This is a genomic window from Rhodoglobus aureus (assembly GCF_039527955.1).
In the GTDB taxonomy this organism is placed as follows: Bacteria; Actinomycetota; Actinomycetes; order Actinomycetales; family Microbacteriaceae; genus Rhodoglobus; species Rhodoglobus aureus.
The window spans coordinates 96,454-119,058 of record NZ_BAAAKW010000008.1 but is presented as its reverse complement, the minus strand read 5'-3'; the positions used below and the strand labels follow the sequence as shown (position 1 = coordinate 119,058).

19 protein-coding genes are annotated in these 22,605 nt (G+C 60.6%); 5 read left to right on the top strand and 14 right to left on the bottom strand.

Features of this window, described 5'->3' with window-relative positions:
- Positions 1–56 precede the first annotated feature (56 nt).
- From dhaM to ABD112_RS02000, 4 genes are read right to left on the bottom strand one after another with little or no spacing between them, the layout of a single operon-like run.
- Complete coding sequence (gene dhaM, locus ABD112_RS02015) at positions 57–839, bottom strand: dihydroxyacetone kinase phosphoryl donor subunit DhaM (RefSeq protein WP_343922711.1); 783 nt, start codon at positions 837–839, stop codon at positions 57–59.
- 2 nt (positions 840–841) lie between these two features.
- Positions 842–1,483, bottom strand: coding sequence for a dihydroxyacetone kinase subunit DhaL (gene dhaL, locus ABD112_RS02010; protein ID WP_343922709.1), 642 nt, complete (start codon positions 1,481–1,483; stop codon positions 842–844).
- A gap of 5 nt (positions 1,484–1,488) precedes the next feature.
- Complete coding sequence (gene dhaK / locus ABD112_RS02005) at positions 1,489–2,487, bottom strand: dihydroxyacetone kinase subunit DhaK (protein ID WP_343922707.1); 999 nt, start codon at positions 2,485–2,487, stop codon at positions 1,489–1,491.
- Positions 2,487–3,245: an MIP/aquaporin family protein gene (locus tag ABD112_RS02000; protein WP_343922705.1), complete on the bottom strand. Its 759-nt coding sequence runs from the start codon at positions 3,243–3,245 to the stop codon at positions 2,487–2,489. The genes dhaK and ABD112_RS02000 overlap by 1 nt, the downstream gene beginning before the upstream one ends.
- A 184-nt stretch (positions 3,246–3,429) precedes the next feature.
- Between ABD112_RS02000 and ABD112_RS01995 the strand changes: the two genes are divergently transcribed.
- On the top strand, positions 3,430–4,203 hold the full coding sequence (locus tag ABD112_RS01995) for an IclR family transcriptional regulator (RefSeq protein ID WP_141990794.1): 774 nt from the start codon (positions 3,430–3,432) through the stop codon (positions 4,201–4,203).
- A 124-nt stretch (positions 4,204–4,327) separates the two neighbouring features.
- On the opposite strand, the gene ABD112_RS01990 is transcribed toward ABD112_RS01995, so the two are convergent.
- The 3 genes from ABD112_RS01990 to sucC form a co-directional block, all read right to left on the bottom strand.
- Entirely contained in the window at positions 4,328–7,924 is a 3,597-nt protein-coding gene (locus ABD112_RS01990) for a S8 family serine peptidase (protein ID WP_343922702.1), read from the bottom strand.
- Positions 7,925–8,187: 263 nt separating this feature from the next.
- Entirely contained in the window at positions 8,188–9,075 is an 888-nt protein-coding gene (gene sucD / locus ABD112_RS01985; protein ID WP_343922701.1) for a succinate--CoA ligase subunit alpha, read from the bottom strand.
- A 10-nt stretch (positions 9,076–9,085) separates the two neighbouring features.
- Positions 9,086–10,255: an ADP-forming succinate--CoA ligase subunit beta gene (gene sucC, locus ABD112_RS01980; RefSeq protein ID WP_343922734.1), complete on the bottom strand. Its 1,170-nt coding sequence runs from the start codon at positions 10,253–10,255 to the stop codon at positions 9,086–9,088.
- 189 nt (positions 10,256–10,444) lie between these two features.
- Between sucC and ABD112_RS01975 the strand changes: the two genes are divergently transcribed.
- Positions 10,445–11,224 (top strand): oxygenase MpaB family protein, encoded by a 780-nt coding sequence (locus tag ABD112_RS01975; protein ID WP_343922700.1) that lies wholly within the window; start codon positions 10,445–10,447, stop codon positions 11,222–11,224.
- Here ABD112_RS01975 and ABD112_RS01970 read toward each other — a convergent pair.
- The 3 genes from ABD112_RS01970 to ABD112_RS01960 are packed head-to-tail and all read right to left on the bottom strand — an operon-like array spanning position 11,221 to position 16,108.
- Entirely contained in the window at positions 11,221–12,657 is a 1,437-nt protein-coding gene (locus ABD112_RS01970; RefSeq protein ID WP_343922699.1) for an RNB domain-containing ribonuclease, read from the bottom strand. The two genes, ABD112_RS01975 and ABD112_RS01970, sit on opposite strands and share 4 nt — an antisense overlap.
- A 28-nt stretch (positions 12,658–12,685) precedes the next feature.
- Positions 12,686–15,094, bottom strand: coding sequence for an ATP-dependent helicase (locus ABD112_RS01965; protein ID WP_343922698.1), 2,409 nt, complete (start codon positions 15,092–15,094; stop codon positions 12,686–12,688).
- Between the two features lie 12 nt (positions 15,095–15,106).
- The gene (locus tag ABD112_RS01960; RefSeq protein WP_343922697.1) at positions 15,107–16,108 is read right to left on the bottom strand and encodes a glycerophosphodiester phosphodiesterase family protein; all 1,002 of its coding nucleotides are present in this window, start codon (positions 16,106–16,108) and stop codon (positions 15,107–15,109) included.
- Positions 16,109–16,153: 45 nt separating this feature from the next.
- Between ABD112_RS01960 and ABD112_RS01955 the strand changes: the two genes are divergently transcribed.
- The 3 genes from ABD112_RS01955 to ABD112_RS01945 all read left to right on the top strand — a co-directional run bounded on the left by ABD112_RS01955 (position 16,154) and on the right by ABD112_RS01945 (position 17,861).
- Positions 16,154–16,474 carry a DUF4190 domain-containing protein gene (locus ABD112_RS01955; protein WP_343922695.1) on the top strand — a complete coding sequence of 107 codons (321 nt, stop codon included), beginning with the start codon at positions 16,154–16,156 and terminating at the stop codon, positions 16,472–16,474.
- Entirely contained in the window at positions 16,464–16,973 is a 510-nt protein-coding gene (locus tag ABD112_RS01950) for a hypothetical protein (protein WP_343922693.1), read from the top strand. Before ABD112_RS01955 ends, ABD112_RS01950 begins: the two co-directional genes overlap by 11 nt.
- Positions 16,974–17,051: 78 nt before the next feature.
- Positions 17,052–17,861: a Bax inhibitor-1/YccA family protein gene (locus tag ABD112_RS01945; RefSeq protein WP_343922691.1), complete on the top strand. Its 810-nt coding sequence runs from the start codon at positions 17,052–17,054 to the stop codon at positions 17,859–17,861.
- Between the two features lie 77 nt (positions 17,862–17,938).
- On the opposite strand, the gene guaA is transcribed toward ABD112_RS01945, so the two are convergent.
- Genes guaA through ABD112_RS01925 form a run of 4 tightly spaced genes read right to left on the bottom strand, consistent with a single transcriptional unit; the run spans position 17,939 to position 22,545 of the window.
- Entirely contained in the window at positions 17,939–19,540 is a 1,602-nt protein-coding gene (gene guaA / locus ABD112_RS01940) for a glutamine-hydrolyzing GMP synthase (RefSeq protein WP_343922689.1), read from the bottom strand.
- Entirely contained in the window at positions 19,537–19,995 is a 459-nt protein-coding gene (locus tag ABD112_RS01935; protein WP_343922687.1) for a DUF3817 domain-containing protein, read from the bottom strand. Before ABD112_RS01935 ends, guaA begins: the two co-directional genes overlap by 4 nt.
- Before the next feature lie 4 nt (positions 19,996–19,999).
- On the bottom strand, positions 20,000–20,821 hold the full coding sequence (locus ABD112_RS01930; RefSeq protein ID WP_343922685.1) for an SURF1 family cytochrome oxidase biogenesis protein: 822 nt from the start codon (positions 20,819–20,821) through the stop codon (positions 20,000–20,002).
- Positions 20,818–22,545: a glycerol-3-phosphate dehydrogenase/oxidase gene (locus tag ABD112_RS01925; protein WP_343922683.1), complete on the bottom strand. Its 1,728-nt coding sequence runs from the start codon at positions 22,543–22,545 to the stop codon at positions 20,818–20,820. Before ABD112_RS01925 ends, ABD112_RS01930 begins: the two co-directional genes overlap by 4 nt.
- Between the last annotated feature and the right edge of the window lie 60 nt (positions 22,546–22,605).

Sequence of the window (22,605 nt, the reverse complement as noted above, 5' to 3'; positions counted from 1 at the left end):
ACGGCCTACCGCAAAAGAGTGATCTGACAGGGAGCAATTACTGCGCCAGCGGGTATCTAACTCCCAAGTTCGCCGAAGCCATCAGCAGCCATTGCCACGAGCAGATCAACCGCATCCTGAGCAGCAGCTCCTGTCGCGGAGAACTTCACCACATGATCCTTGGTCGCGCCGAGCGACATGATGCCGATCAAGCTGTTCGCTGCCACCGGCCCCTTGCCCGACGTGACGTCGGTGATCGTGACCTTCGCCTCAACCTTGGCGAGCGCTTGAACGATTGCGGCCGCTGGTCGCGAGTGCAAACCGTCTGGATTGATGAGTGGTGCCTCTGCGCTGATCTCGAAGAGTGCTGCGGTTGCGGCGTTCGAGCTGGCGGCAGAGCTATCGGAATTGGAGCTGTCGACTGACGCGGCGGCAGGCTCGACGGCAGGCGCTTCCCCCTGGCCAGCGAGCTGGCTCTGCTTGGCGCCCATCGCTGCTCGAGCCTCACGATCAACCTCGTCGAGCGACGCACCGGCATTGGCCAGCACGACCGCGGCGATCAGCCCCTCAACAAAGGGAGAATCTGTGAGCCTGACCTCGTCCCTCGTGGTCATGAACTCGGTAGCCATCGTGCCGCTCAGCACGGCAGAGCCGAGATCCATGAAAACAAGCACGCCGTCTCCACTGGCGACCTCATCGATCGCCTCGGCAACCTTCACCGCGTCAGTTCCGATCACGCCTTCACCAGCACCGGCAGCAATCGCAATGGCCGGCGGGCTCTCCCCGACCATCTCCAAGGAGAGATCCACTGCGGCTCGCGCCAAGGCGGGGCTGTGGCTCACCACAACAATCCCGATCACGCTCAGCTCGTAACGGTGTCGGCGAGCGCCTGGAACAACATAGTGCTCGAGGTCGCGCCGGGGTCGATATGCCCAGCACTGCGCTCACCGAGGTAGCTCGCGCGACCCTTGCGGGCAACGAGAGGCTCGGTCGCATCGCGACCCTTCTCAGCTGCTGCGAGAGCCGCGGATGCTGCAGCAGCAATATCACTACCGCCAGCGACGGCAGCATCCCAGGCATCCAGCGCAGGATCAATAGCGTCAAACATTGTCTTGTCACCGGCTTCAGCCTTGCCGCGAGCAACAACACCATCGAGACCGGCTCGCAGTGCGGCCCCGAAGGCTGCACCGTCGAGTTCGGTCACGGGCCCAGCGCTGACCCCCATCCTCAAAAAGAGGGTGCCGTAAAGCGGGCCCGCTGCGCCGCCGACGGAAGTCACGAGGGTCATACCCACTGACTTCAAGAGTTCGTCGACGGCGGTCGAGGGTGCCGCACCGATCTTCTCGACAACCGCGCCCATACCGCGGGTCATATTCGAACCGTGGTCAGCGTCGCCGATGGCCGAATCAAGTTCAGTCAAATAGCTCTTTTTCTCGGTCACGAGATCGCGAAACCGCGAAAGCCAGGCGATCAGTTGGTCGAGAGAGATGGTGCTTGTAGACATTGTTCTTAGACTCCCCAGCGGAGCCCGGCGGTGTTTACCGGGGCATCCCATAGTTTCAACATTTCTTCATCAGCCTTGAGAATAGTGACTGAGCATCCGGCCATATCAAGGCTCGTGATGTAGTCGCCGACAAGGTTGCGGGCAACAGTGATGCCGGCCGCTTCGAGCAGTTTCGCGACCTCGTTGTACATGATGTACAACTCAATCTGCGGTGTGCCACCCATACCGTTGAGCATCACAATGGCTGGTGAGCCTGTGAAATCCATGTCGGAGAGGATCGGGTCAACCAGTTGTTTGGCGATGGATGCGGCATCCGCAAGCTTCTCGCGGTGACGACCGGGTTCTCCGTGGATACCAACGCCGATTTCCATCATGTCGTCTGGCAGATCGAAGGTGGGCTTTCCTGCTGCGGGAACGGTGCAGCTCGTCAGAGCCAGGCCCATCGAGCGGCCGGAGTCGTTGACGCGGTGTGCCAGTGCGGTGACCGCGGCGAGATCTTGCCCCTCTTCTGCTGCTGCGCCAACGATCTTTTCGAGAAATACGGTGAGGCCAACCCCACGGCGTCCTGCTGTGAAGAGCGAGTCCTGCACAGCCACATCGTCGTTGACGACAACCGAGGCAACCTTGACGCCGGTTTCGGCCTCTGCCATCTCGGCCGCCATTTCGAAGTTCATGACGTCGCCGGTGTAGTTCTTGACGATGTGCAGCACGCCGGCGCCAGAATCAGCAACCTTGGTGGCTTCCTGCATCTGGTCGGGGGTGGGAGAGGTGAAGACTTCGCCAGCACACGCGGCATCGAGCATCCCGAAACCAACGAACCCGCCGTGGAGCGGTTCGTGACCCGAGCCACCGCCGGAGATCAGAGCGACCTTACCGGCACGGGTCGGTTCTGCGCGGTAGATCACGCGGTTGACGTGGTCGACCTTGAGATCGGGGTGCGCGGCGTCGATGCCGGCGAGTGCATCGGCGAGTACCGACTCTGGGGTGTTGATGAGTTTCTTCATTAGTTAGCCTTCTCTTCCGTGAGTGCCTCGGTGAGGGTGGTGTTATCTGCGCTGGTCTTGGAGATGAATCCGAATGCGAGTGCTGCGAGAACGCCGGCGAGGAGCTCAGCGCCGAGGTAGACCCAGAGCTGCTCCCAGGCAACTTCGCCGCCCATGATTTGCTGAACGATCATCGGGCCTGTGGTGCGAGCGGGGTTGATGGATGCGCCAGTAATGGGGCCGACAGGAATGATCGCTGCGAAGACGACGAAACCGATGGCGAGTCCCGCAAATCCGGGGGCAGCCTTGCGGTGGATAACCCCAAAGACGGTGAACACGAGGAGGAAGGTGCCAACGAACTCAGCGAAAAATGCTTGACCGACGGGGATCGTGTCGGGGTTGAAAGCAGCGACTCCCAAGCCTGCCTCGACAGCGGCTTGACCGAGCACGCCGACGATGGCGAAGGCTCCTGCCGTGGCACCGAGGATCTGTGCAACGAGGTAGCCGGGAACTTCGCGCCAGGGGATTTTGCCGGCGACGGCGAGACCGAGCGTGACTGCTGGGTTGATGTGGTTTCCCGAGATGTACCCAAAGACGTAGACCGTCGCAACGACGATCAGGCCGAACGCGAGGGCGATAATGCCGAGGCTAGCCATGGTGAACGGTGCATCACCGTTCAGGATGAAGGTTGCCGGCACTGAGCCAACACCGACGAATACGAGGAAGGCGGTTCCGAGGAACTCTGCAGCCAGCTTCTGCCACTGCTTGTTCTCATCCATTAGTTCTCCTTTGAACTGGTTTGTGCATGTGCGACCGGGTGTCGCCAACGTTCGGCATTATCGGAACGTTATTCGATAATGTCGAATATGCTACGTTCACTATCATCTTGTCAAGTGGAGAGGGTGCGAAAGTAAACAGTCAATGCAGACATAATGAAACCCTGCCCACGAATGAGGAACCGCCTTGATCCAATCCATTGATCGTGCAGCACAAGTGCTGTCATCGCTTCAAGGTGCGCGCCACCTCGGCATCACCGAGCTCGCGGGACTGCTCGGCCTTCCTCCATCGACAGTCCATGGGATCGTCAAGTCGCTAAAAGCCCACGGACTCGTCGCAAAAGAACCCGGCGGCAACCGCTACATGCTCGGCCCCGCCCTGCTCAAACTCTCCAACGTCTATCTCGACACCCTCGATGTGCGCGCCCGAGCAATGCGCTGGACCCAAGAACTTTCGCGGCGAACCGGGCTCGCCACCCGCCTTGGCTCTGAACTTTTTGACGAAGTGATCGTCATCCATCACAACAACCGGCCAGATGGCAGCGAACAAATGCCAGAAACAGGGCTATCGATACCCGTGCACGCCTCGGCCATGGGCAAGATCTTGCTGACCTACAACGCGGATGCCGCTGACCAACTGTTCGAGAAGCCGCTGCGCAGCCTTACCGGCGACACCATCACCGACCCCGCCAAACTGATTCTGCAGTTTGCCCAAATTGCTGAACGCGGAATCGCGACCGAAGAAGACGAAGCCGTGCTCGGGGAGTCATCGATCGCGGCCCCCATCGCTGATCGAAACGGCAGCGTCATCGCGGCAGTCGCCGTGGTGCTGCCCTCGAGCGAGTGGCCACCAGAAGACAATGTGCTGAACGTATTGCGAGAGACCGCCCGCAATATTTCGCGTGAGCTCGGCTACACCTCCTGGCCGCCGCCAGTAGTCCGTCGCCCCGCCGACGACTGAGCTCGGCTACAGCGACCCGCCCTCAATACCCGAAGCCACGGCCACGCTCGACAGTTAACGCCAACAACGGCCAGCCGCTTGTGGGAGCGACTAGCCGTTGCTGTAGCACTTCGGTGTCTACCGTCTAGAAGACAATGTACACCCAATCGTTGCGACTGGTCGAGCCGGTCACATTGTCGCCAGCCGGGGTGAACTGCGCCTTCACGTGGTGCAGACCGCGCTCGAGTTTCGGCAGCTTCACCGTCACCTTTCCATTGTCTGCTTCTCCCAGAGTGACCGAGTCGACCTTCTTGCCGTCAACCGTGACCTCCACGGTTCCGGTAGCAGCGTCATCCGCACTCGTGGCGACACGAATCGTCGCACTGACGGTGTTCCACGAGAAAGCGACGTGACGACTCACTGACAGGCTCACGCTCGAGCTGTAGTTGATCATCACCGACTCAGAAACAGCGGTTGCGCTCGGCAGGTCCTTCGTGCTGGTGGTGACCACGACCGTGATCGCCTTGCCCTCATCCGCCTTCGTGACCGTGTATTTGCGCTTGTCAGCACCCGCAATATCGGTACCATCGGCCTGCCACTGGTAGCTAAACTTCAGCCCGTCGACATCCCACTCCCCCGGGTTTGCGGTGAGTTTCTTGCCAACGATGGGCTTGCCAGTGATTGACGGCAGCACGGTGTTCACCGGGGTTCCCGGCAAAACATCTTCCTGAGTAACTACCTCAAGCGCTGTGACTGCACCGGTGTCGCCATAGCTGATGAGGCCAAGGTAACTGGTGAAGGGTGCAAGACCCTCCCACGATGCCGTATAGGTCACTGCTTCGCCCTGCACACCAGGCAGCACCGCGGGGTTCAGCCCAATGGGCTCGCCTCCCGGCACAACCGCGTAGGTACGCACATCGAACGCCGTCGAAGGATTCGCCGCGTAGACCGACGCGATAACCAGGTAGGCACCGGGAGTCGGGTCAACGAGGTTCACTCGCTCATCAGCATCACCCGTTGCCGACTGCCATCCCGCGATTGGTGTTCCTGCATCGTTGAGCAGGTACACGATCAGGTCGAGATCGGCAGTGTCATCGATCGAATCGAGATCGAATCGCGCATACGTCGTGCCCTCTGGCACCGTCACGTCATAGGTGAACTCATCGCCGCTGACGCCCGAACCGGAGTGATCCGTTTCAGTTCCCGTGGGATCTTCGTGGAAGATTCCTGCACTGAGCCCCGTCGTCGCGAGGGGGATGTCGCCCGTTCCCCCCGGGGTCACTGTCACGTCAACAGCACCATAAGTTCCGGTACCGCTGGCCAACTCTGGAGCAACGATCGTGACAGGTCGCACAGCAATGGGGCTGTGCGCGACGGTGTCACCGCTGGTCCAGACGAGCGTTCCGGTGGTGAACTGGTCGAGCGGAGCATCCGTTCGGCTGAAGGTCACTTCAAAGCTCTGAGTCTCGCCTGCGGCGCCAAAGGTCAGCGTTGAGGGCGACACCGTTGCGGAGATGCCGGGGATCGAGATGGATGCCTCGAAGCTGCCCGCTTGGGTGGAGGTGACCGTGCGAGTGATCGTCTCAGGAGCCGTCAACGAACCGATCCCGATGGATGCCAAGTTGAGATTGCTGGGGTCGATTGCTTCGACCGAGGGGTCGAGCACGTCGTAACCGGCGCCCTCAATGTAGGACAGCCAGTCGCCGATGCCGTTCAGGTAGAGCAGGCCAGGTTCGAAGAACTTGGTCGGATCAATGTGGCCAGCGCCCTGAGTGAACGGATCGGTTACGGGGTTTCCGTCACCGTCAACCGTGTCGTAGGCGGTGGTCATGAACGCCGACTTGATTTCGGCTGGTGTCGCGTTGGGTCGTTCGCCGAGGTACAGCGCGGCGAGACCGGCTACGTGAGGCGATGACATCGAGGTGCCTGACAGCAGCTGGAAGGTCGGTTCTGCACCTTCAGCATTAGCGCCGGCAGCGAGGATACCCACGCCGGGTGCCGATACGTCTGGCTTGACGATATCGCTGCCATCAGCCTCAACGGGGCCGCGCGACGAGAAGCCGGCAACCTGTGGTGTCGGTGGCTGGTAGTCCGTTTCGTTCCCAGCGGTGAAGGTTACCGTTGCACCCTCAGTTGCCGCATACGCGAGCACCTGGTCGTGGTAGCGAGCATCCAAGTGCACGGTGGGGATCACGTGAGTGTCGAGGTCAGTTGAGCTCGGCGTCACGTTCACCAAGATCGCACCGATACCACCAGCACGAGCAACCTCGGCTGACTTGTCGACGCGGGCGATAGCTCCACGCTCACAGACCACGACCTTGCCCTCAACGAGAACGGGATCGAGAGTATCTGGCAAGCACAGGTTGGCGCTGTCTGCGCCGGCGAGCGCGACATCCGCAGCATTCACGAGCGCACCGGTGAGCGGCTCAGCAGCAGGGTCGAGGTTTACCGTGATGGAGGCACCAGCGAAGGCCTGGCCATCACCGAGAGTGACGGTGGCTTCGTAGTTGGGAATAGTGCTTGCCGCGACGGTGGTGATCCACGGTGCTGCATTGTCGAGGGTTGTCGCACCCGGGCCGTCGTTACCTGCCGAAGCAGCAACGAATACACCAGCGGCGGCAGCACCCAAGAATGCCTGGTCGGTCGGCGAGACGGTGCTGCTGGCAGCTCCCCCTCCGATCGAGTAGTTGATCACGTCAACGCCATCGGCGATAGCCTGGTCGATTGCGGCCAGGAGGTCGGTGGATGCACAGCCGTCGTCGGTCGTCGCGACCGGGTCGGGGCCACTCCAGCAGACCTTGTAGGCGGCGATCTTGGCCGCGGGCGCTACACCGGAGAAGTACCCAAGCGGGTTTCCGCCAACAGTTGCATCAACTTCAAGGTTTCCGGCTGCGGTGCTCGCGGTGTGCGATCCGTGCCCGTCGCCGTCTCGCGGGGAAACATATTCGCCAACGCTCGCGTCGCCGAGGTTTCCGGCGCCGAAGCCGGCAACGAAGTAGCGGGCGCTAATGACTTTGGTGGTGCAATCGTCGGTGGTGAACTGCTCGCCCTCGATGCACGCTCCAGTGAAGGTTTGTCCGTCAGCCTTAGCGAACACGACGGAGTCACCGTCGCGGTACGGGGCCGCACCTGGTGCCGTACCGAGAGGGTTGCCAGCGAATGCCGGGTTCTCTGGCGCGAAGCCGGTGTCGAGCACGCCAACAACGATTCCTTCACCCGCGGTTTCTGCACCGCCGATGGATGCCCACAGTCCGTCTGCACCTTCAAGTCCGAGGAACTCGGTCGAGCGCTGGGCTGCCGTGATCTTCTTCAACTCGTCGGGCACGATCGACGCAACCAGTTTGTTCGCGGAGAGCTTTACGGCCTGTGCTGCCGTGAGATCTGCGGCGAAGCCGTTGGTAGCAAGCGTGTACGAGTACTCGATGTCAGCACCGACGGATGCCGCGGCATCCTCTTGCTTCTTTTCCAAGTATTCGGTGTAGTCCTGCACTACTTGTCGGCGAGGGTTGAGTTGCTCGCCGTCGGGTGGCGTCGTGGCGTCAAAGCCGCGAACTCCTCCGTCGTAGGTAGCTGCAGCCTGATCCACCATGGTGACGATGTAGCGCCCAGGGGTGAATTCAGTTTGGCCGCCGCCACCAATGGATGCTGGTGCAGCTGTGGCGCCGAGTGCGGCACCGGTAACCAGAGAGGTTGCAACGAGCGTTGTCGCCGCCACAACCGAGATAATTCTTCGAATGCTCACGAATGTTCCTATTCTTCGTTGAATGGGATTACTGATCTGAACTTGCTAGCTTGCTAACTGCTTGCTGGTGGTCGGGCACTCACCACGTGCCACTATAGAGCCGTTCTACCCCTCTACAGGGGGTGCCCCAAATGCCTCGTTACCAAAACGTGACAGATTGTCCGCTCTTTGGGGGACACGCNTTAATGTCGTACCTGCTGTATTGGGTTCCATTTTTGTTCGCTTCTGTCTAGCGAGTTACTCTCGCGAACAGTCTTCGCAGATTAGAGCGTGGCGAGAATTTCGCGCATGAGCTTGGCGGCTTCAGACGGCGTCTTGCCGACCTTCACACCAGCAGCTTCAAGAGCTTCCTTCTTAGCCTGAGCGGTACCGGCAGAACCGGAAACGATCGCACCGGCGTGCCCCATGGTCTTACCCTCGGGAGCCGTGAAGCCAGCAACGTAACCAACAACGGGCTTCGTTACGTGAGCCTTGATGTAGTCAGCGGCACGCTCTTCAGCATCTCCACCAATTTCACCGATCATGACGATTGCCTTGGTCTCGGGGTCAGCCTCGAACGCTTCAAGAGCGTCGATGTGCGTCGTGCCGATGATGGGGTCACCACCGATGCCGATTGCGGTCGAGAATCCGAGGTCACGCAGTTCGTACATCATTTGGTACGTGAGCGTGCCCGACTTGGAGACGAGGCCGATCGGGCCCTTGCCGGTGATGTTCGCGGGCGTGATGCCGACGAGTGCTTCACCGGGCGTGATGATTCCGGGACAGTTCGGCCCGATGATGCGGGTCTTGTTGCCCTTCTGCTGCGCGTAAGCCCAGAACTCGGCAGAGTCGCCGACGGGAACACCCTCGGTGATGATGACGAGCAGCGGCATCTCAGCGTCGATAGCTTCGATAACGGCATCCTTGGTGAAGGCCGGAGGAACAAAAGCGATCGAAACATCCGCCCCCGTCTTCTCCATTGCTTCAGCAACAGTGCCGAATACGGGCAGCTCAACGTCGCCGTGGACGACAGTGGTGCCGGCCTTGCGTGCGTTGACGCCGCCAACGACCTGGGTGCCAGCAGCGAGCATGAGGGCGGTGTGCTTGGTGCCCTCACCGCCAGTGATGCCCTGGACGATGACTTTGGAATCCTTGTTGAGGAAAATTGACATGCTCGGTTCCTTACTTCGCGGCGTTGGCGAGTTCGGCGGCCTTAGCGGCGCCCTCGTCCATAGATGCGGCTAGCGTCACGAGAAGGTGGTTCGCTTCAGCAAGAATCGCGCGACCCTCCTCGACCTTGTTGCCGTCGAGACGGACAACAAGTGGCTTGTTGGCTGCACTGCCGAGTTCTGCGAGCGCGCCCACAATTCCCTTAGCGACAGCGTCACACGCGGTGATTCCACCGAAGACGTTCACGAATACGCTCTTGACCTGTGGGTCATTGAGAATGACGTCGAGACCGGCGGCCATAACCTCGGCTGATGCTCCGCCACCGATGTCGAGGAAGTTGGCGGGCTTCACGTTGCCGTGATTTTCGCCCGCGTACGCCACAACATCCAGCGTCGACATGACGAGGCCAGCACCGTTGCCGATGACACCCACTTCACCATCGAGCTTGACGTAGTTGAGGCCATTGGCCTTAGCTTTCGCCTCGAGGGGGTCAGCAGCGTCAGCATCTTCGAGTGCGGCGTGCTTGGGGTGACGGAAGTCAGCGTTCTCGTCAAGCGACACTTTGCCGTCGAGAGCCAGAATCTGACCATCTTCGGTGAGAACGAGGGGGTTGACCTCAACGAGGGTTGCGTCTTCGCCCTTGTACACCTCATAGAGCTTCACGAAGACAGGAGCAACCTTGTCGACGAGCTCTGCCGGGAACTTGGCAGCCTTAGCGATCTCGGTTGCCTTGGCGAGATCGATACCCGTCATCGGGTTGATCTCGATCTTGGCGAGAGCTTCGGGGCGCTCAACAGCAAGAACCTCGATCTCGACTCCACCTTCAACGCTGCACAGCGAAAGGTACGAGCGGTTAGCTCGGTCGAGCAGCACGGAGAAGTAGAACTCTTGCGCGATGCGAGCGCCGGCAGCAATCATTACTCGCTTGACCGTGTGGCCGTTGATGTCGAGGCCGAGGATCTGCTCGGCTGCGGCGTAAGCGTCGTCGGCGTTGTGAACAACCTTGACACCACCCGCTTTGCCGCGTCCGCCGGACTTGACTTGAGCCTTAACAACAACGGTTCCACCGATTTTCTCGGCTGCTGCTTTGGCTTCTTCTGGTGTGTCGGCAATCAGGCCGGCAAGTACTGGTACGCCATAGGACTCAAATACGTCCCTGGCCTGGTACTCAAATAGATCCACGCTGCTCATTCCAATCCGCGCGTAATGGTGAGTGGGGAAGGCGGCGAAACGGTACCAAATTGGTCGGCCCCTAGAGATGCACGCCAGTGGAAAAGCTTACCGTGCCTAACGTTGAGTGTTTTCCGATAGCGGGCTGCAGACGACGAAAGATCGGCGAATCTTGTGCTTGGTGGCTCCTAAACTGGCCAAGTGACCAACCCCAGCCCCCTCAGAATCGCGGATGTCTCTGCCGACGTCGCCCTGTTGGCTGGCGGCGGCGCGGCCATTCTGTTACAGATTGCGCACCCTGCTGTTGGGCTGGCAGTGGCTGAGCACAGCGACTTTGCGCGGCGCCCCTTGGATCGCCTCAACGGCACCCTCACCTACTTGTACGTGACGGTGTACGGCACTCCGGCCGAGGCGGCAGAGGTCGCGCGGCGCGTGGGCGCGGCCCATCGGCCTGTTCACTCAGACGCTTATGACGCTCGCGACGCGCATCTTCAGTTGTGGGTCGCGGCGACTCTCTATGACACCGCGATGCGTGTGCGCGAACTCGTGTTCGGGCCGCTGCGAGAGGTGGATGCCGAAACGCTGCTCGCCGATTACGCAGTGATTGCGACGGCGCTGGGCGTTCCCCGCGCGCTGTGGCCGGAGGATCGGGCGGCGTTTGGCCGCTACTGGAACGAGAGCGTGGCCGGGTTGAGCGTCACTGACGCGAGCCAACGGGTTGCCCAGCAGCTGTTGCATCCAACCGGCGGACCGTGGTGGTTACGACCAGCGATGCCGCTCGTGCGCGTACTGACAGCAGGATTGCTCAGCGAAGAACTGCGCGCCGCCTACGGGCTCTCCCACAACCAGAAACGGTTCGACCGGATCATACGTGTCACGCGTGCCGTCTACCCACGGCTGCCCCGGTGGGTGCGGTTTGCGGCGCAGCACCGGTACCTCGCTGCGTTTCGCAAGCCTCGGCGAACTCTCACGGACAACTAGGCGAGAACGAACTCCACAGTTCCAGTTGCAATCTCAGCGGCCACGAGCCGCGCTCGCACGCTCGAGCCGGCCGTGACCTTGCCCTCAATGCGGGCAGTGATCACCGGGTCGGCGATCTGGATGACGCCACCATCAGCGCGCTCCGAAACGACAGTTGCGTCAAACTCGTCTCCCACTCGCGCGCTCAACAGTGCGGCCTCGATCGCATTGACCGAGGCGCGTTCCAGTTGCGAGGCAACCGAGCCGGTGCGCGCCATGATCTTGGGAAGCTCGGGCAGTGCTTCGCGCACCCACTTCGGCACTCCGCGGCCCGAGATAATGGCCTCGCACGCGACGAGCACAAAACGATCGACGAGGCGGCGCAACGGCGCGGTTGCGTGAGCGTAGGGAGCAGCAACGGCAGCCTGAATGGTTTCGTCAGGATGCTCACCGTCGAACACGGTGTACCCGGCGCCCCTGAACAGTGACGTGGCGGCGTGAATCGCAGCGAGAGCGCGGGGGTCACTGTGGTCGAGGGCACGCAAATACTCGCCATAGTTCTGGTTCTCGGGCCACGGGCATCCAAGACTCGCAACCTGGCGTCGAAAGTCGGCCAGCGTCTCAGGATCGGGCGCAGGCATCGTACGCAGGATGCCCACATTGCCCTCAAGCATGATGCGCGCGGCCTCCATGCCCGTCATGAGCGACACGTGCGCGTTGTACTGCTCAACCGGCAGCGGGCTACGACGCTCGAGCACGTAGGTGCCGTCGACGAGCACCACTTCTTCGTCGGGGCGATTGAGACTTGCGCCTCCCCGCTGGCGCTCCAACTCGGCACGGAGACGGCCAAATTCGGGCAGCAACGACAGCGACTCGTCGGCCAGCTCTTTATCGAGCAGATCCTGCACTTCGACGTAGTCATACTGGCGACGGTTGCGCACTTGGGCACGCACGAGAGTCGTCGCGGTGACCGCACCCGTAGCATCCAAGTCAAAGGTCCACACGAAGGCTGGTCGAGTGGCACCGGCGAGCAATGATGCGGCATCTTCGCTGATCACAGTGGGGTGGAGCGGAACTCGACCGTCGGGCGCATACAGCGTCTGCCCACGTTTGCGAGCTTCAGCGTCGACGGCTGAACCTGGCCACACGAATGCAGGGACTTCGGCAATCGCGTACATCACGCGCAGTGTCTCGCCGGTTCGCTCCAAATAGAGAGCCTGGTCGAGGTCGGTCGCTCCCACAGGGTCGATTGTAGAAAACGGAATATCAGTGAGATCAAGCTCGGGTGGCTCATAGGCCGCGACCGCAGCGTCAGCGGCTTCCTCAACCTCAGCACTGAACGCAGTGGGTAGTTTGAGGTCTACCCGCACCTGCACGAGCGCTGCGGCCAGCTCATCATCGGTGTCGAGCGGACGAACGTGCGGAACAACGAGCCGCACTTCTCCGTGCGCCATTCTGCCCGACCTATCGTGGCTTTCAGAATCAAAGTTTCTCAATGGGAGCAATCTTGATCAGCAGACGCTTCCGTCCGGCGGTATCGAATTGAACGTCGGCGATGCTCTTGGGGCCGTTGCCGGTCACCTGATTCACGGTGCCATCACCAAAGTCAGTGTGACGGATGCGGTCGCCCGCCGCCAGAGTCAGATCACCATTGTCGCGAACTGTGGCCGTGATCGCATTGGCCCATTCGGTCTTTGCGCGCGGTGGAGCAGGAGGTAGACCGCCTGAGGCTGCTTCGCGCAGCGAACCAGCCCACGAGCCGCCGCCACCATTGCCACTACCACGGCGCGCATTGAGCGAACGAGACTGCGAGCCGCTCCGCGAATTAGACATGCCCGGAGACTGCTTCCACTCGATGAGATCTGCCGGAATTTCTTGGAGAAAACGGCTCGGCATCGCCACGTTGACCTCGCCAAATTGGGCACGAGTCATCGCCAAGGAGAGGAAGAGCCGTTTGCGGGCACGCGTGATTCCCACATAGAAAAGTCGACGCTCTTCGGCGGGCCCGCCGGGCTCATTTGCCGACATACGGTGTGGGAGCAGATCTTCTTCAACACCGGTCACGAACACCGAATCGTATTCGAGGCCCTTCGCCGTGTGCAGCGTCATCAGCGAAACGGTGCCGCTCGAGTCATCCAAATCATCGGCCGCCGCTACGAGAGATACCTCGGTGAGGAAATCGAGAAGGGTGCCGTCGGGATTGTTCTTGCCGAACTCCTTGGTTACGGCAATGAGTTCATCAACGTTTTCGGCGCGAGCCTCATCCTGCGGGTCTAGCGACGCGCGCAACGTGCGCACGTAGCCCGAGCGCTCCAACAGCTCGCTCAAGATCTCAGCGGGCTTAGCGGTCTCCACCTTCGCCATCACTTCATCAAGCAAGCGAGCAAGATCAACAATTGCCTTCGTGACCTTGGGACCGAGACCCAGCTCGACTGCGTTGCGCATCGCGTCGCGCAGGGTCACGCCACGGTCATCCGCCCACGCCTGCAGCGCTGACTCCGTTGCGGGGCCGATGCCGCGCTTGGGGGTGTTCATGATTCGACGCAGCGCCAGCGGATCCGCCGGGTTAGCGACCGCAATCAGGTAGCCGAAGGCATCTTTAATTTCTGCGCGCTCGTAGAACTTTGTTCCGCCAAGCACCCGATACGGGAGGGCCGCGCGAATGAAGATCTCTTCAAGCGCACGGGTCTGCGAGTTGGTGCGATAGAAGACCGCAACATCTTTATAGGCGACGCCCTCGTCGTGAAGCTTCTGAATCTCATCCGCAATAAACTGCGCTTCGTCGTGGCCCGAATAGCCGGTGAAGCCCACAATCTTGTCGCCAACGCCGATCGTCGTGAAGAGTTTCTTGTCTTTGCGATCAAAGTTGTTCGAGATCACCGCGTTGGCGGCATCCAAAATCGTCTGAGTCGACCGGTAATTCTGTTCGAGCAGAATCACTGTTGAGCGGGGAAAGTCTCGTTCGAATTCAACAATGTTGCGGATGTCGGCTCCGCGGAACGCATAAATGGACTGGTCGCTGTCACCAACAACGGTCAGCGACGCGGCTTCTGCCTCTGTGTTGTTGTCTTGCACGAGCATGCCCTGCGCCGACGTGAACTGCTCGGGAGCCGGCGGCCTCGTCAGCTCACGAATCAGGGAGTATTGGGCGTGGTTGGTGTCTTGATACTCATCGACGAGGATGTGCTTGAAGCGGCGCTGATAGGTGGCCGCGATCTGCGGGAAGGCACGGAACAGGTACACCGTTTGGCCGATGAGGTCGTCAAAGTCGAAGGCGTTGGCGTCGCTGAGTCCGCGTGTGTAGCGACGGAAGACTTCAAGGAACTTCTTCTCCGCCGGGTCGCTGAGATTGGCATCCCGAGCAAAACCGTCTACGTCGGTTAGCTCGTTCTTGAGTTGCGAAATGCGGTTTGCAGCCTTGCTGACGGTCAACCCGTACATGTCAGCGTCGAGCTCTTTGAGGATTCGCTTGAGCAGCGCTTTGCTGTCGGCGGAGTCGTAGATGGTGAAGTTCTTAGAGAAGCCGAACGCTTCTGCTTCGCGACGAAGAATGCGCACGCACGCGGAATGGAACGTCGAGATCCACATGCCCTCGGCAGTGTTGCCCACAATGGCGCCAACACGTTCGCGCATCTCGGCTGCGGCCTTGTTGGTGAAGGTGATAGCCAGGATCTGGCTCGGCCAGGCCTCCCGTGAACGCAGCAGGCCGGCGATACGACGAGTCAGAACGCTTGTCTTGCCCGAACCTGCACCGGCCACAATCAGCAGCGAAGGCCCCCGATATTCCACTGCCTCACGTTGGCGAGGGTTCAGCCCGTCGAGTAGGGGGTCGCGAACGGAATCACCGTCGGCAGAGCGGCCAGGGTCAGAAGGGTCAAAAACTGTGGTCATTGCCTCTCGACTCTACCCGCGTGCGGTGACGGCGAGGTCGGGTTGGTCGGTGAATACCCCGTCGAGTCCGGAATCCATGAGCGTGCGAAACTCGCCGAGCCAATCGCCGAATTGCTCGGGCTGTTTGCTCGAACGCAAGTTCTTGGGCAAGAAACGGTTCTCAGCTCGCAGCGTCCAACAGAACACCAACAGCCCTGCTGCGTGGGCTCTGGGCACCAGATCGTTGGTTCCCGTGAGATTTCCCGGTAGGTCTTTGACCATGAGCATCTTCTTGTCGACACTGATTCCGTCGACTTCGAGCGCAAGCTGGGCGAGCCCATCCTCGGTTAGATGTTCCGCATAGTTACGCGCCTGCGCACCGAAACGGACAACCAAATCCGAAGGTGCCCCGCGGCTTTCGAGCAAGAACACCAACTTGCCGGGAATGCCGCGATCCCGGATGCGATGCAAGACACTCTGTTCAAACGATTCGATGATGAGGTTGTCGGCAGTCGCCCAGCCGCTTACCTCTGTGGCGAAGAGCTCGTCGAGCGGCAAACCGATCGACTCGAAGTAACTCGCATGCTTGATCTCCGCCACAACTTGGAGCTGCCGTCGCTGCGCTTCAGGGTGCTGGTCGACGAGCTCCAGCAGATCGCTCAGCCGCAAAATCGGTTCGCTGTCGTTGAACGCAACGTTGTCGCGGCGCACTTCCGGCAGTCGTTCACGAGCGCGCAACGTCGCCAGTTCAGCCCACGTGAAATCTTCGGTGAACCACCCCGTCATCACGGTGCCGTCGATCGTCTTTGACGTTCGACGATCCGCAAATTCTGGGTGATCGGCGACGTTGGTAGTGCCCGAAATTTCGTTCTCGTGCCGCAGCACAAGCACACCGTCACGAGTCGCGACAATGTCGGGTTCTACGGCATCCGCCCCGAGGGTGAAGGCGAGATTGTAGGCAGCCCTAGTGTGTTCTGGGCGGTAGCCGCTGGCTCCGCGATGCCCGATCACAAGTGGGCTAGTGGTGGTGCTCATCACATAAAGAATATGCCGAAGTGCGGCTGCGACTAATATTTAGGTATGTCCGAATGCGCGTCGTGCGCGGCCCCAGTGCGGCCGGAGTGGAAGTTCTGTGTCTATTGCGGTGAACCCACCTCGGCGGATGCTACGCGCCCTGCGCCGCTGGTGGCCCCTCGCACGAATCCAGTGGCGATCATCGCCATTGCGTTGGCTGCGATCACTGGGGCTCCCGCGCTGATCTTCGGCCACGTAGCAATCCAACAGATCAAAGAGACAGGCGAGCGCGGGCTGCTCATGGCTCGAATCGCGACAGTTCTTGGCTACGTCTGGCTTGTCGTCTGGGGCATCGTTCTCTACTCCCTCCTCACCGATGGTCGCTAGTACAACGCTGCGCGCGCGCCGCTGGGAGCCGGCGCGACGACTCCCGCTGAAGTGGGGTCGCTACAACGACCGCTACTTTGCTGGCCTTCTGCTGATCATCGCCGGGGCGGTGCACCTTCAAGGCGCCAACAACTACACGCTGATCATTTTGCTCATCGGCACCACAGCGACAGCAGTGGGATGGTCGATCATGCCCGCCCGAGGTTGGCGCCGGATGATCGTGATACTGCCCACCATTAGCCAGATCTGGATCATGCTCACCGGCCCCATGTCGATGTGGACCCTGACTATTCCGCTGCTCGCCTGGTTGATCGTGCGCCACCGACCACTAATCTCCTATCTCGCGCTCGCGTTGCCAATCGCCAACGGAATAATCCTTCCGCGGTTCTTTCAGGAGTACTCCGCGATGCCCGAAGCGCTCGCCATCTCAACGGTTGTATTGGTGGCGGCCGCCTGGCTTGCACGGGCGATCGCTCACAGCGCAGCATCCCGGCGCTAAAATGCGGCTTTTCTCAGCAGACTCCGGTAGTTTTGACGTGCGCCATTAACGTGTGGCGCTACACCAAACAGAGGAATCATGGCACTCAATAACCCCGCTTTCTCCCGCGATGCTGCGTTTAGCTCGCGCGGTGGAATCGCCGTAGCGAACCAGGTCTCGAACCAGCAGCTCAACGACATGTACAGCCGTGAGTCGACTCCCGCATCGGGCGACGTCATGACGGTCGAAGACACCATCGCCAAGACCGTAGGAGCTTTCGCGCTGCTGCTCGTCGGCGCAGCGATCAGCTGGGTAATCGCCCCGTCAATGCCGTTCCTCTGGATCGGCGCCGGCATCATCGGTTTCGTTCTCGCCCTCGTCAACATCTTCAAGAAGCAGCCGTCTGGTGCACTTGTCTTGGCGTACTCGGCCGTGGAGGGTGTCTTCGTCGGCGGCATCTCACGGTTCTTTGAGAACGCCTATGGCGGCGTTGTCACGCAAGCAGTTATCGCGACGATCGTCGTCGTCGGTGTCACTCTCGCACTCTTCGCAAGCGGCAAGATCCGTGCGTCGAAGAAAGCCACCAAGGTCTTTCTGATCGCGATGGTCGGCTACGCGGTCTTCTCCCTCGTCAACGTTGGACTCATGATCTTCGGCGGCAGTGACGACGCCTTCGGTCTCCGCAGCGCCGAAATTCCATTCCTCGGCATCCCCTTTGGCGCTGTTCTCGGTGTGCTCGTAGTCATCATGGCCGCGTACTCACTCGTGCTCGACTTCGACTTGATCCAGAGAGGTGTTGCCAACGGCGCACCCCGCGCGTTCGGGTGGAAGGGTACATTCGGCATCATGGTCACGGTTGTCTGGCTGTACCTCGAGATGCTGCGCTTCTTCTCCATCCTGCGCGACTAACTAGCCCCGCGCTACAAACGAGAAAGCCCCCGTCGCTCCGGCAGTAGCCGAGCGGCGGGGGCTTTCTCGTTAAGACGTTATTCCCACTCGATAGTTCCCGGCGGCTTCGACGTGACGTCGAGCACGACGCGGTTCACGCCATCCACCTCATTGGTGATGCGGTTCGAGATCTTGGCGAGCACGTCATACGGCAAACGAGTCCAGTCGGCCGTCATCGCATCCTCAGAGGAGACGGGGCGCAACACGATCGGGTGACCGTAGGTGCGGCCATCGCCCTGCACACCAACCGAACGCACGTCGGCGAGGAGCACTACAGGGCACTGCCAAATCGTGCCATCGAGACCCGCAGCGGTCAGCTCGGCGCGAGCAATCGCATCCGCCTTGCGCAACAGTTCGAGACGATCGTGGGTTACTTCACCGATAATGCGGATGCCGAGACCTGGCCCAGGGAACGGCTGGCGGCCGACGATAACTTCGGGAAGCCCAAGCTCGCGGCCAATCGCACGCACTTCGTCCTTGAACAGGGTGCGCAGCGGCTCGACGAGAGCGAACTGCAAGTCTTCGGGGAGTCCGCCAACGTTGTGGTGGCTCTTGATGTTGGCGGTGCCAGTTCCTCCGCCACTTTCGACAACATCCGGGTACAGGGTGCCTTGAACGAGGAACTTCACGGTGTCTTCGCTGCCCTGAGTTTCGAGCACGAGGGCCTCAGCGGCGTTCTCGAAGCTGCGGATGAACTCGCGGCCGATGATCTTGCGCTTCGTTTCAGGGTCAGTGACTCCGGCGAGAGCATCCATGAACTGGTCAACGGCATCGACGGTGACAAGACGAACACCTGTCGAAGCCACGTAATCTTCTTCAACCTGGCGGCGTTCATCCTGACGCAACAGACCATGGTCAACAAAAATGCAGACGAGTTGGTCGCCAACAGCTTTGTGCACGATCGCAGCAGCAACGGCGGAGTCGACTCCGCCAGAAAGACCGCAGATCACACGAGCCGAACCAACCTGCTCGCGAATGCGGGCAACCTGTTCAGTAATAACGTTGCCGCTGTTCCAGTCGGCCGGGATGCCTGCAGCATCGTGCAAGAAGTTCTCGAGAACGGTCTGGCCGAACTCGGAGTGCTTCACTTCGGGGTGCCACTGCACACCGTAAAGTCCGCGCTCAGTGCTGGCAAACGCAGCGACCGGCGTTGCCTCACTGCTCGCCAGAACAACAAAACCCTCGGGGGCTTCGGTGACAGCATCGCCGTGACTCATCCACACCGTCTGCTTGTTCGGCTGCTCACCGAGCAGCGATCCACCGTCACCCTGCACAGTCATGTCGGTCGCGCCATACTCGCGCAGCCCCGTCTTTGAGACAGTGCCTCCGAGCTGACGTGCCATCACCTGAAAGCCGTAGCAAATGCCGAAGACCGGGACACCCAATTGAAGGATGCCGGGGTCGAGGTCGGGCGAGCCAGGCTCGTAGACACTCGACGGGCCACCACTCAGCACAATGCCAACCGGGTTCTTCGCGGCGATCTCTTCAGCGGTGATGGTGTGAGGAACGATCTCGCTGTACACGTTTGCTTCACGCACGCGACGCGCGATGAGCTGCGCGTACTGAGCGCCAAAGTCGACGACGAGAACGGGACGAGCGTTCGTGTCTGCGGAAGTGGCCGAGGCCGAGGAATCGGTCATGCGGAAGCCTTTGCGGAGTCGGCGCCCGCCGCTTTCACGGCTGCAGCGGATTCAATACGGGCAAGTTTCGCTTCAACAAAACGAGGAACCTGACGCTCCAAGAAGAACGACAGCAACGGGATGACACCGCCGAGGGCGATGTACAAGAACCGTAAGAATGAGAAGCGCGTCAAGCGCCAGAGCACAAAGTCGGCCGCGACGTAGAAGACATAAAGCCAGCCGTGCACGATCAGGATGATCGTCGAAACGTTGATGCCCTGGATTAGATCTTTGTGCTGCAATGCCAGAAAAGCGTCCGGGCCGTTCAGCTCAATGTCGCCACCGAGCCCATAACGGAACACCATCATGAGCACGAGCACGAGCAAGAAGCTGCCGGTGATGATCGACGAGACCTTGTAGAACGAGAGAGTGCGACGAATGCGCGGGAAATCAGAAATCCGGGGACCGAGAGCCATGGCTCTAGTCTACGGCCGCGTTAGGCTCCACACCTTCGCGCTCCTCTTCCCACACATCCCGCACAAGGCGGTACCAGAGGAAGACGGCGAAGCCAGCGAAAACAACCCACTCGACCGCATAAAAAACGTTGAGCAGATTGAGCGAAACTTCCGTAATTGGCGGCGGCGAATCGATCGCTTCGAGGCCCGCTGGCGGGTCGAAGCTTACGACGTAACCCCCATAGGTTCCTGCAGGCACTTCTTGCCACAGGTTCACAAGCTCCGAGACCGCGAGGGCGCTGCGGACTCCCGATTCGAAATCGGACACTTGCGGTGACTCGGTCGGCAGCAGACGACCAGAGAAGGACGAGGCTGGTGGCGAGGCTGGTGGCGAGGCTTCAAGCTGAGCAATAGCGGATGCCGCAGCATCCGTCGACGAAGCCCACCCGAGTGCAATAGCGATGCTTGCCCCGCTGGGTTCCTGCCCGTGGCCGACAACCCAGTAGCCCATCCCGGCAGTGTTGCGGCGTTCTGCGAGCACGACATAGTCGCCGGGAACGAGTTCGGCGGTGAAGCTCACCGATTGTCCGGTGGTCACCGAGGCGAGAGGCTCCTGTGCGGTCGCAACCGAATCGAGCGCGACAACTGTTTCACTCTGCTGCTCGGTGATCTCGCCGCCTTCAAGGCTGCGGCTCAGCTGCCACTGACCGAGAGCAGCGAAGCTCGAGGCGATAGCGAGCGCCAAGATGAGGGCACCGATCCAGCGTGGTCGTCGTGCGATCTGCCACATTGTTGCCGGCGTTGCTGACGCTGCTGGCGCCACTGGCGAAGAAACCGTCGTACTCACTCGATAACGATATCTGGTGCTGCGAGACGAACCCTGTCAGCCGACTCATCGTCGGGTTGCTTCTGGCTAGCGATCTCGGCTTCGACCCGCTGAAGATAGCGCTCAACTTCGGTGGCAGCGCGTGCCTTATCCCAGCCCAAAACCTCGGCCATAAGCTCTGCTGCGACAGGCGCGGCTGAGACGCCACGGTCCCATGCCTCAATCGATATACGAGTGCGGCGGGCCAAAACATCGTCAAGGTGCAAGGCGCCTTCGTGGCTAGCCGCATAGACGACTTCGGCCGCAATATAGTCATCGGCGCCTGGCAGAGCCTCAGCAAGTTCTGGATTGCCGCGAACGAGTTCGAGCACTTCAGAAGCGAGCACACCGTAGCGGTTGAGCAGGTGTTCGACCCGAGTCCGGTGGAGGCCAAAAGTGCGGGCGAGCGTTGCACGCTTGTTCCACGCGACCCGGTATCCCTCTGCTCCGAGGAGTGCGACATCTTCGGTGATGCTCGGCGAGACTTTGCCGTCAAGAGCATCGACCGCGGCATCCACCGCATCCTTCGCCATGATGCGGTAGGTCGTCCACTTACCACCGGCGACGACAACCAAACCGGGCACGCTGTGGGTGACGATGTGTTCGCGACTGAGCTTGGAGGTGAGGTCAGACTCCCCCGCAAGCAGCGGACGCAGCCCGGCGAATACACCCTCAACGTCGTCGCGGGTAAGCGGAACAGCCAGTACTTTGTTGACGCAGTCAAGCAAATAGTCGATGTCTGCTGCGGTAGCAGCGGGGTGTGCCTTGTCGAGTTCCCAGTCGGTGTCTGTCGTGCCAATGAGCCAGTGTCGACCCCACGGGATTACAAACAGCACGCTCTTCTCGGTGCGCAATAGCAAGCCAAGCTTCGACTGGAAGCGATCGCGAGGCACCACTAGATGCACACCCTTCGACGCCCGCACCCTGAATTGTCCGCGTTCGCCAACCATCGCCTGAGTGTCATCCGTCCACACCCCGGTCGCATTCACGACCTGCTTGGCGCGGATTTCGAAGCGCTCGCCCGTCTCGAGATCGTGGGCCATCACGCCGACGACCCGCTCACCGACTTTCACGAAGTCTTCGACCCGAACCCGGCTTGCCACATGGGCACCATAGAAGCTCGCGGTGCGCGCAAGAGTCGACACGTATCGCGCGTCGTCTACCTGAGCGTCGTAGTAGGTGAGGCCGCCGCGAAAAGCGTCAGCGCGCAAACTCGGCGCGGCTCGCAACATCTGTCCGCGGGTCAGGTGACGGTGATGGGGCACCCCGGGAGGCCGCCCACCCGAATAGCTGAGGAGATCGTACAACAACATTCCCGCACCGATATATAGCCGTTCGAAAATTGGTTTCGTCACCGGGTAAAGAAAACGAACAGGCCGCACCAGGTGGGGCGCAATGCGCTGCAAGAGCAGCCCGCGCTCCTTGAGTGCTTCGCGCACTAGGCGAAAATCAAGCTGCTCCAAGTAGCGGATGCCGCCATGCACCAATTTGGATGACCGGCTCGACGTGCCCGAAGCCCAGTCACGCGCCTCAACCATGCCGACGTTCAGGCCACGCGTTGCAGCATCCAAAGCACTGCCCGTGCCGACGATGCCGCCGCCGATCACGAGAATGTCGAGTTCGGTGTCACGCAGGGCCGCGATAGCGCCGACACGCTGTTCGGCGCTCAACGCTGCTGTCTGGGATATCGATCGGGGCTTAGCCATGGACAAATCCTCCAGCGTTCGGCTGATCTCTGCCTGTGAACTGCCCCCCTGAGAGCTGCT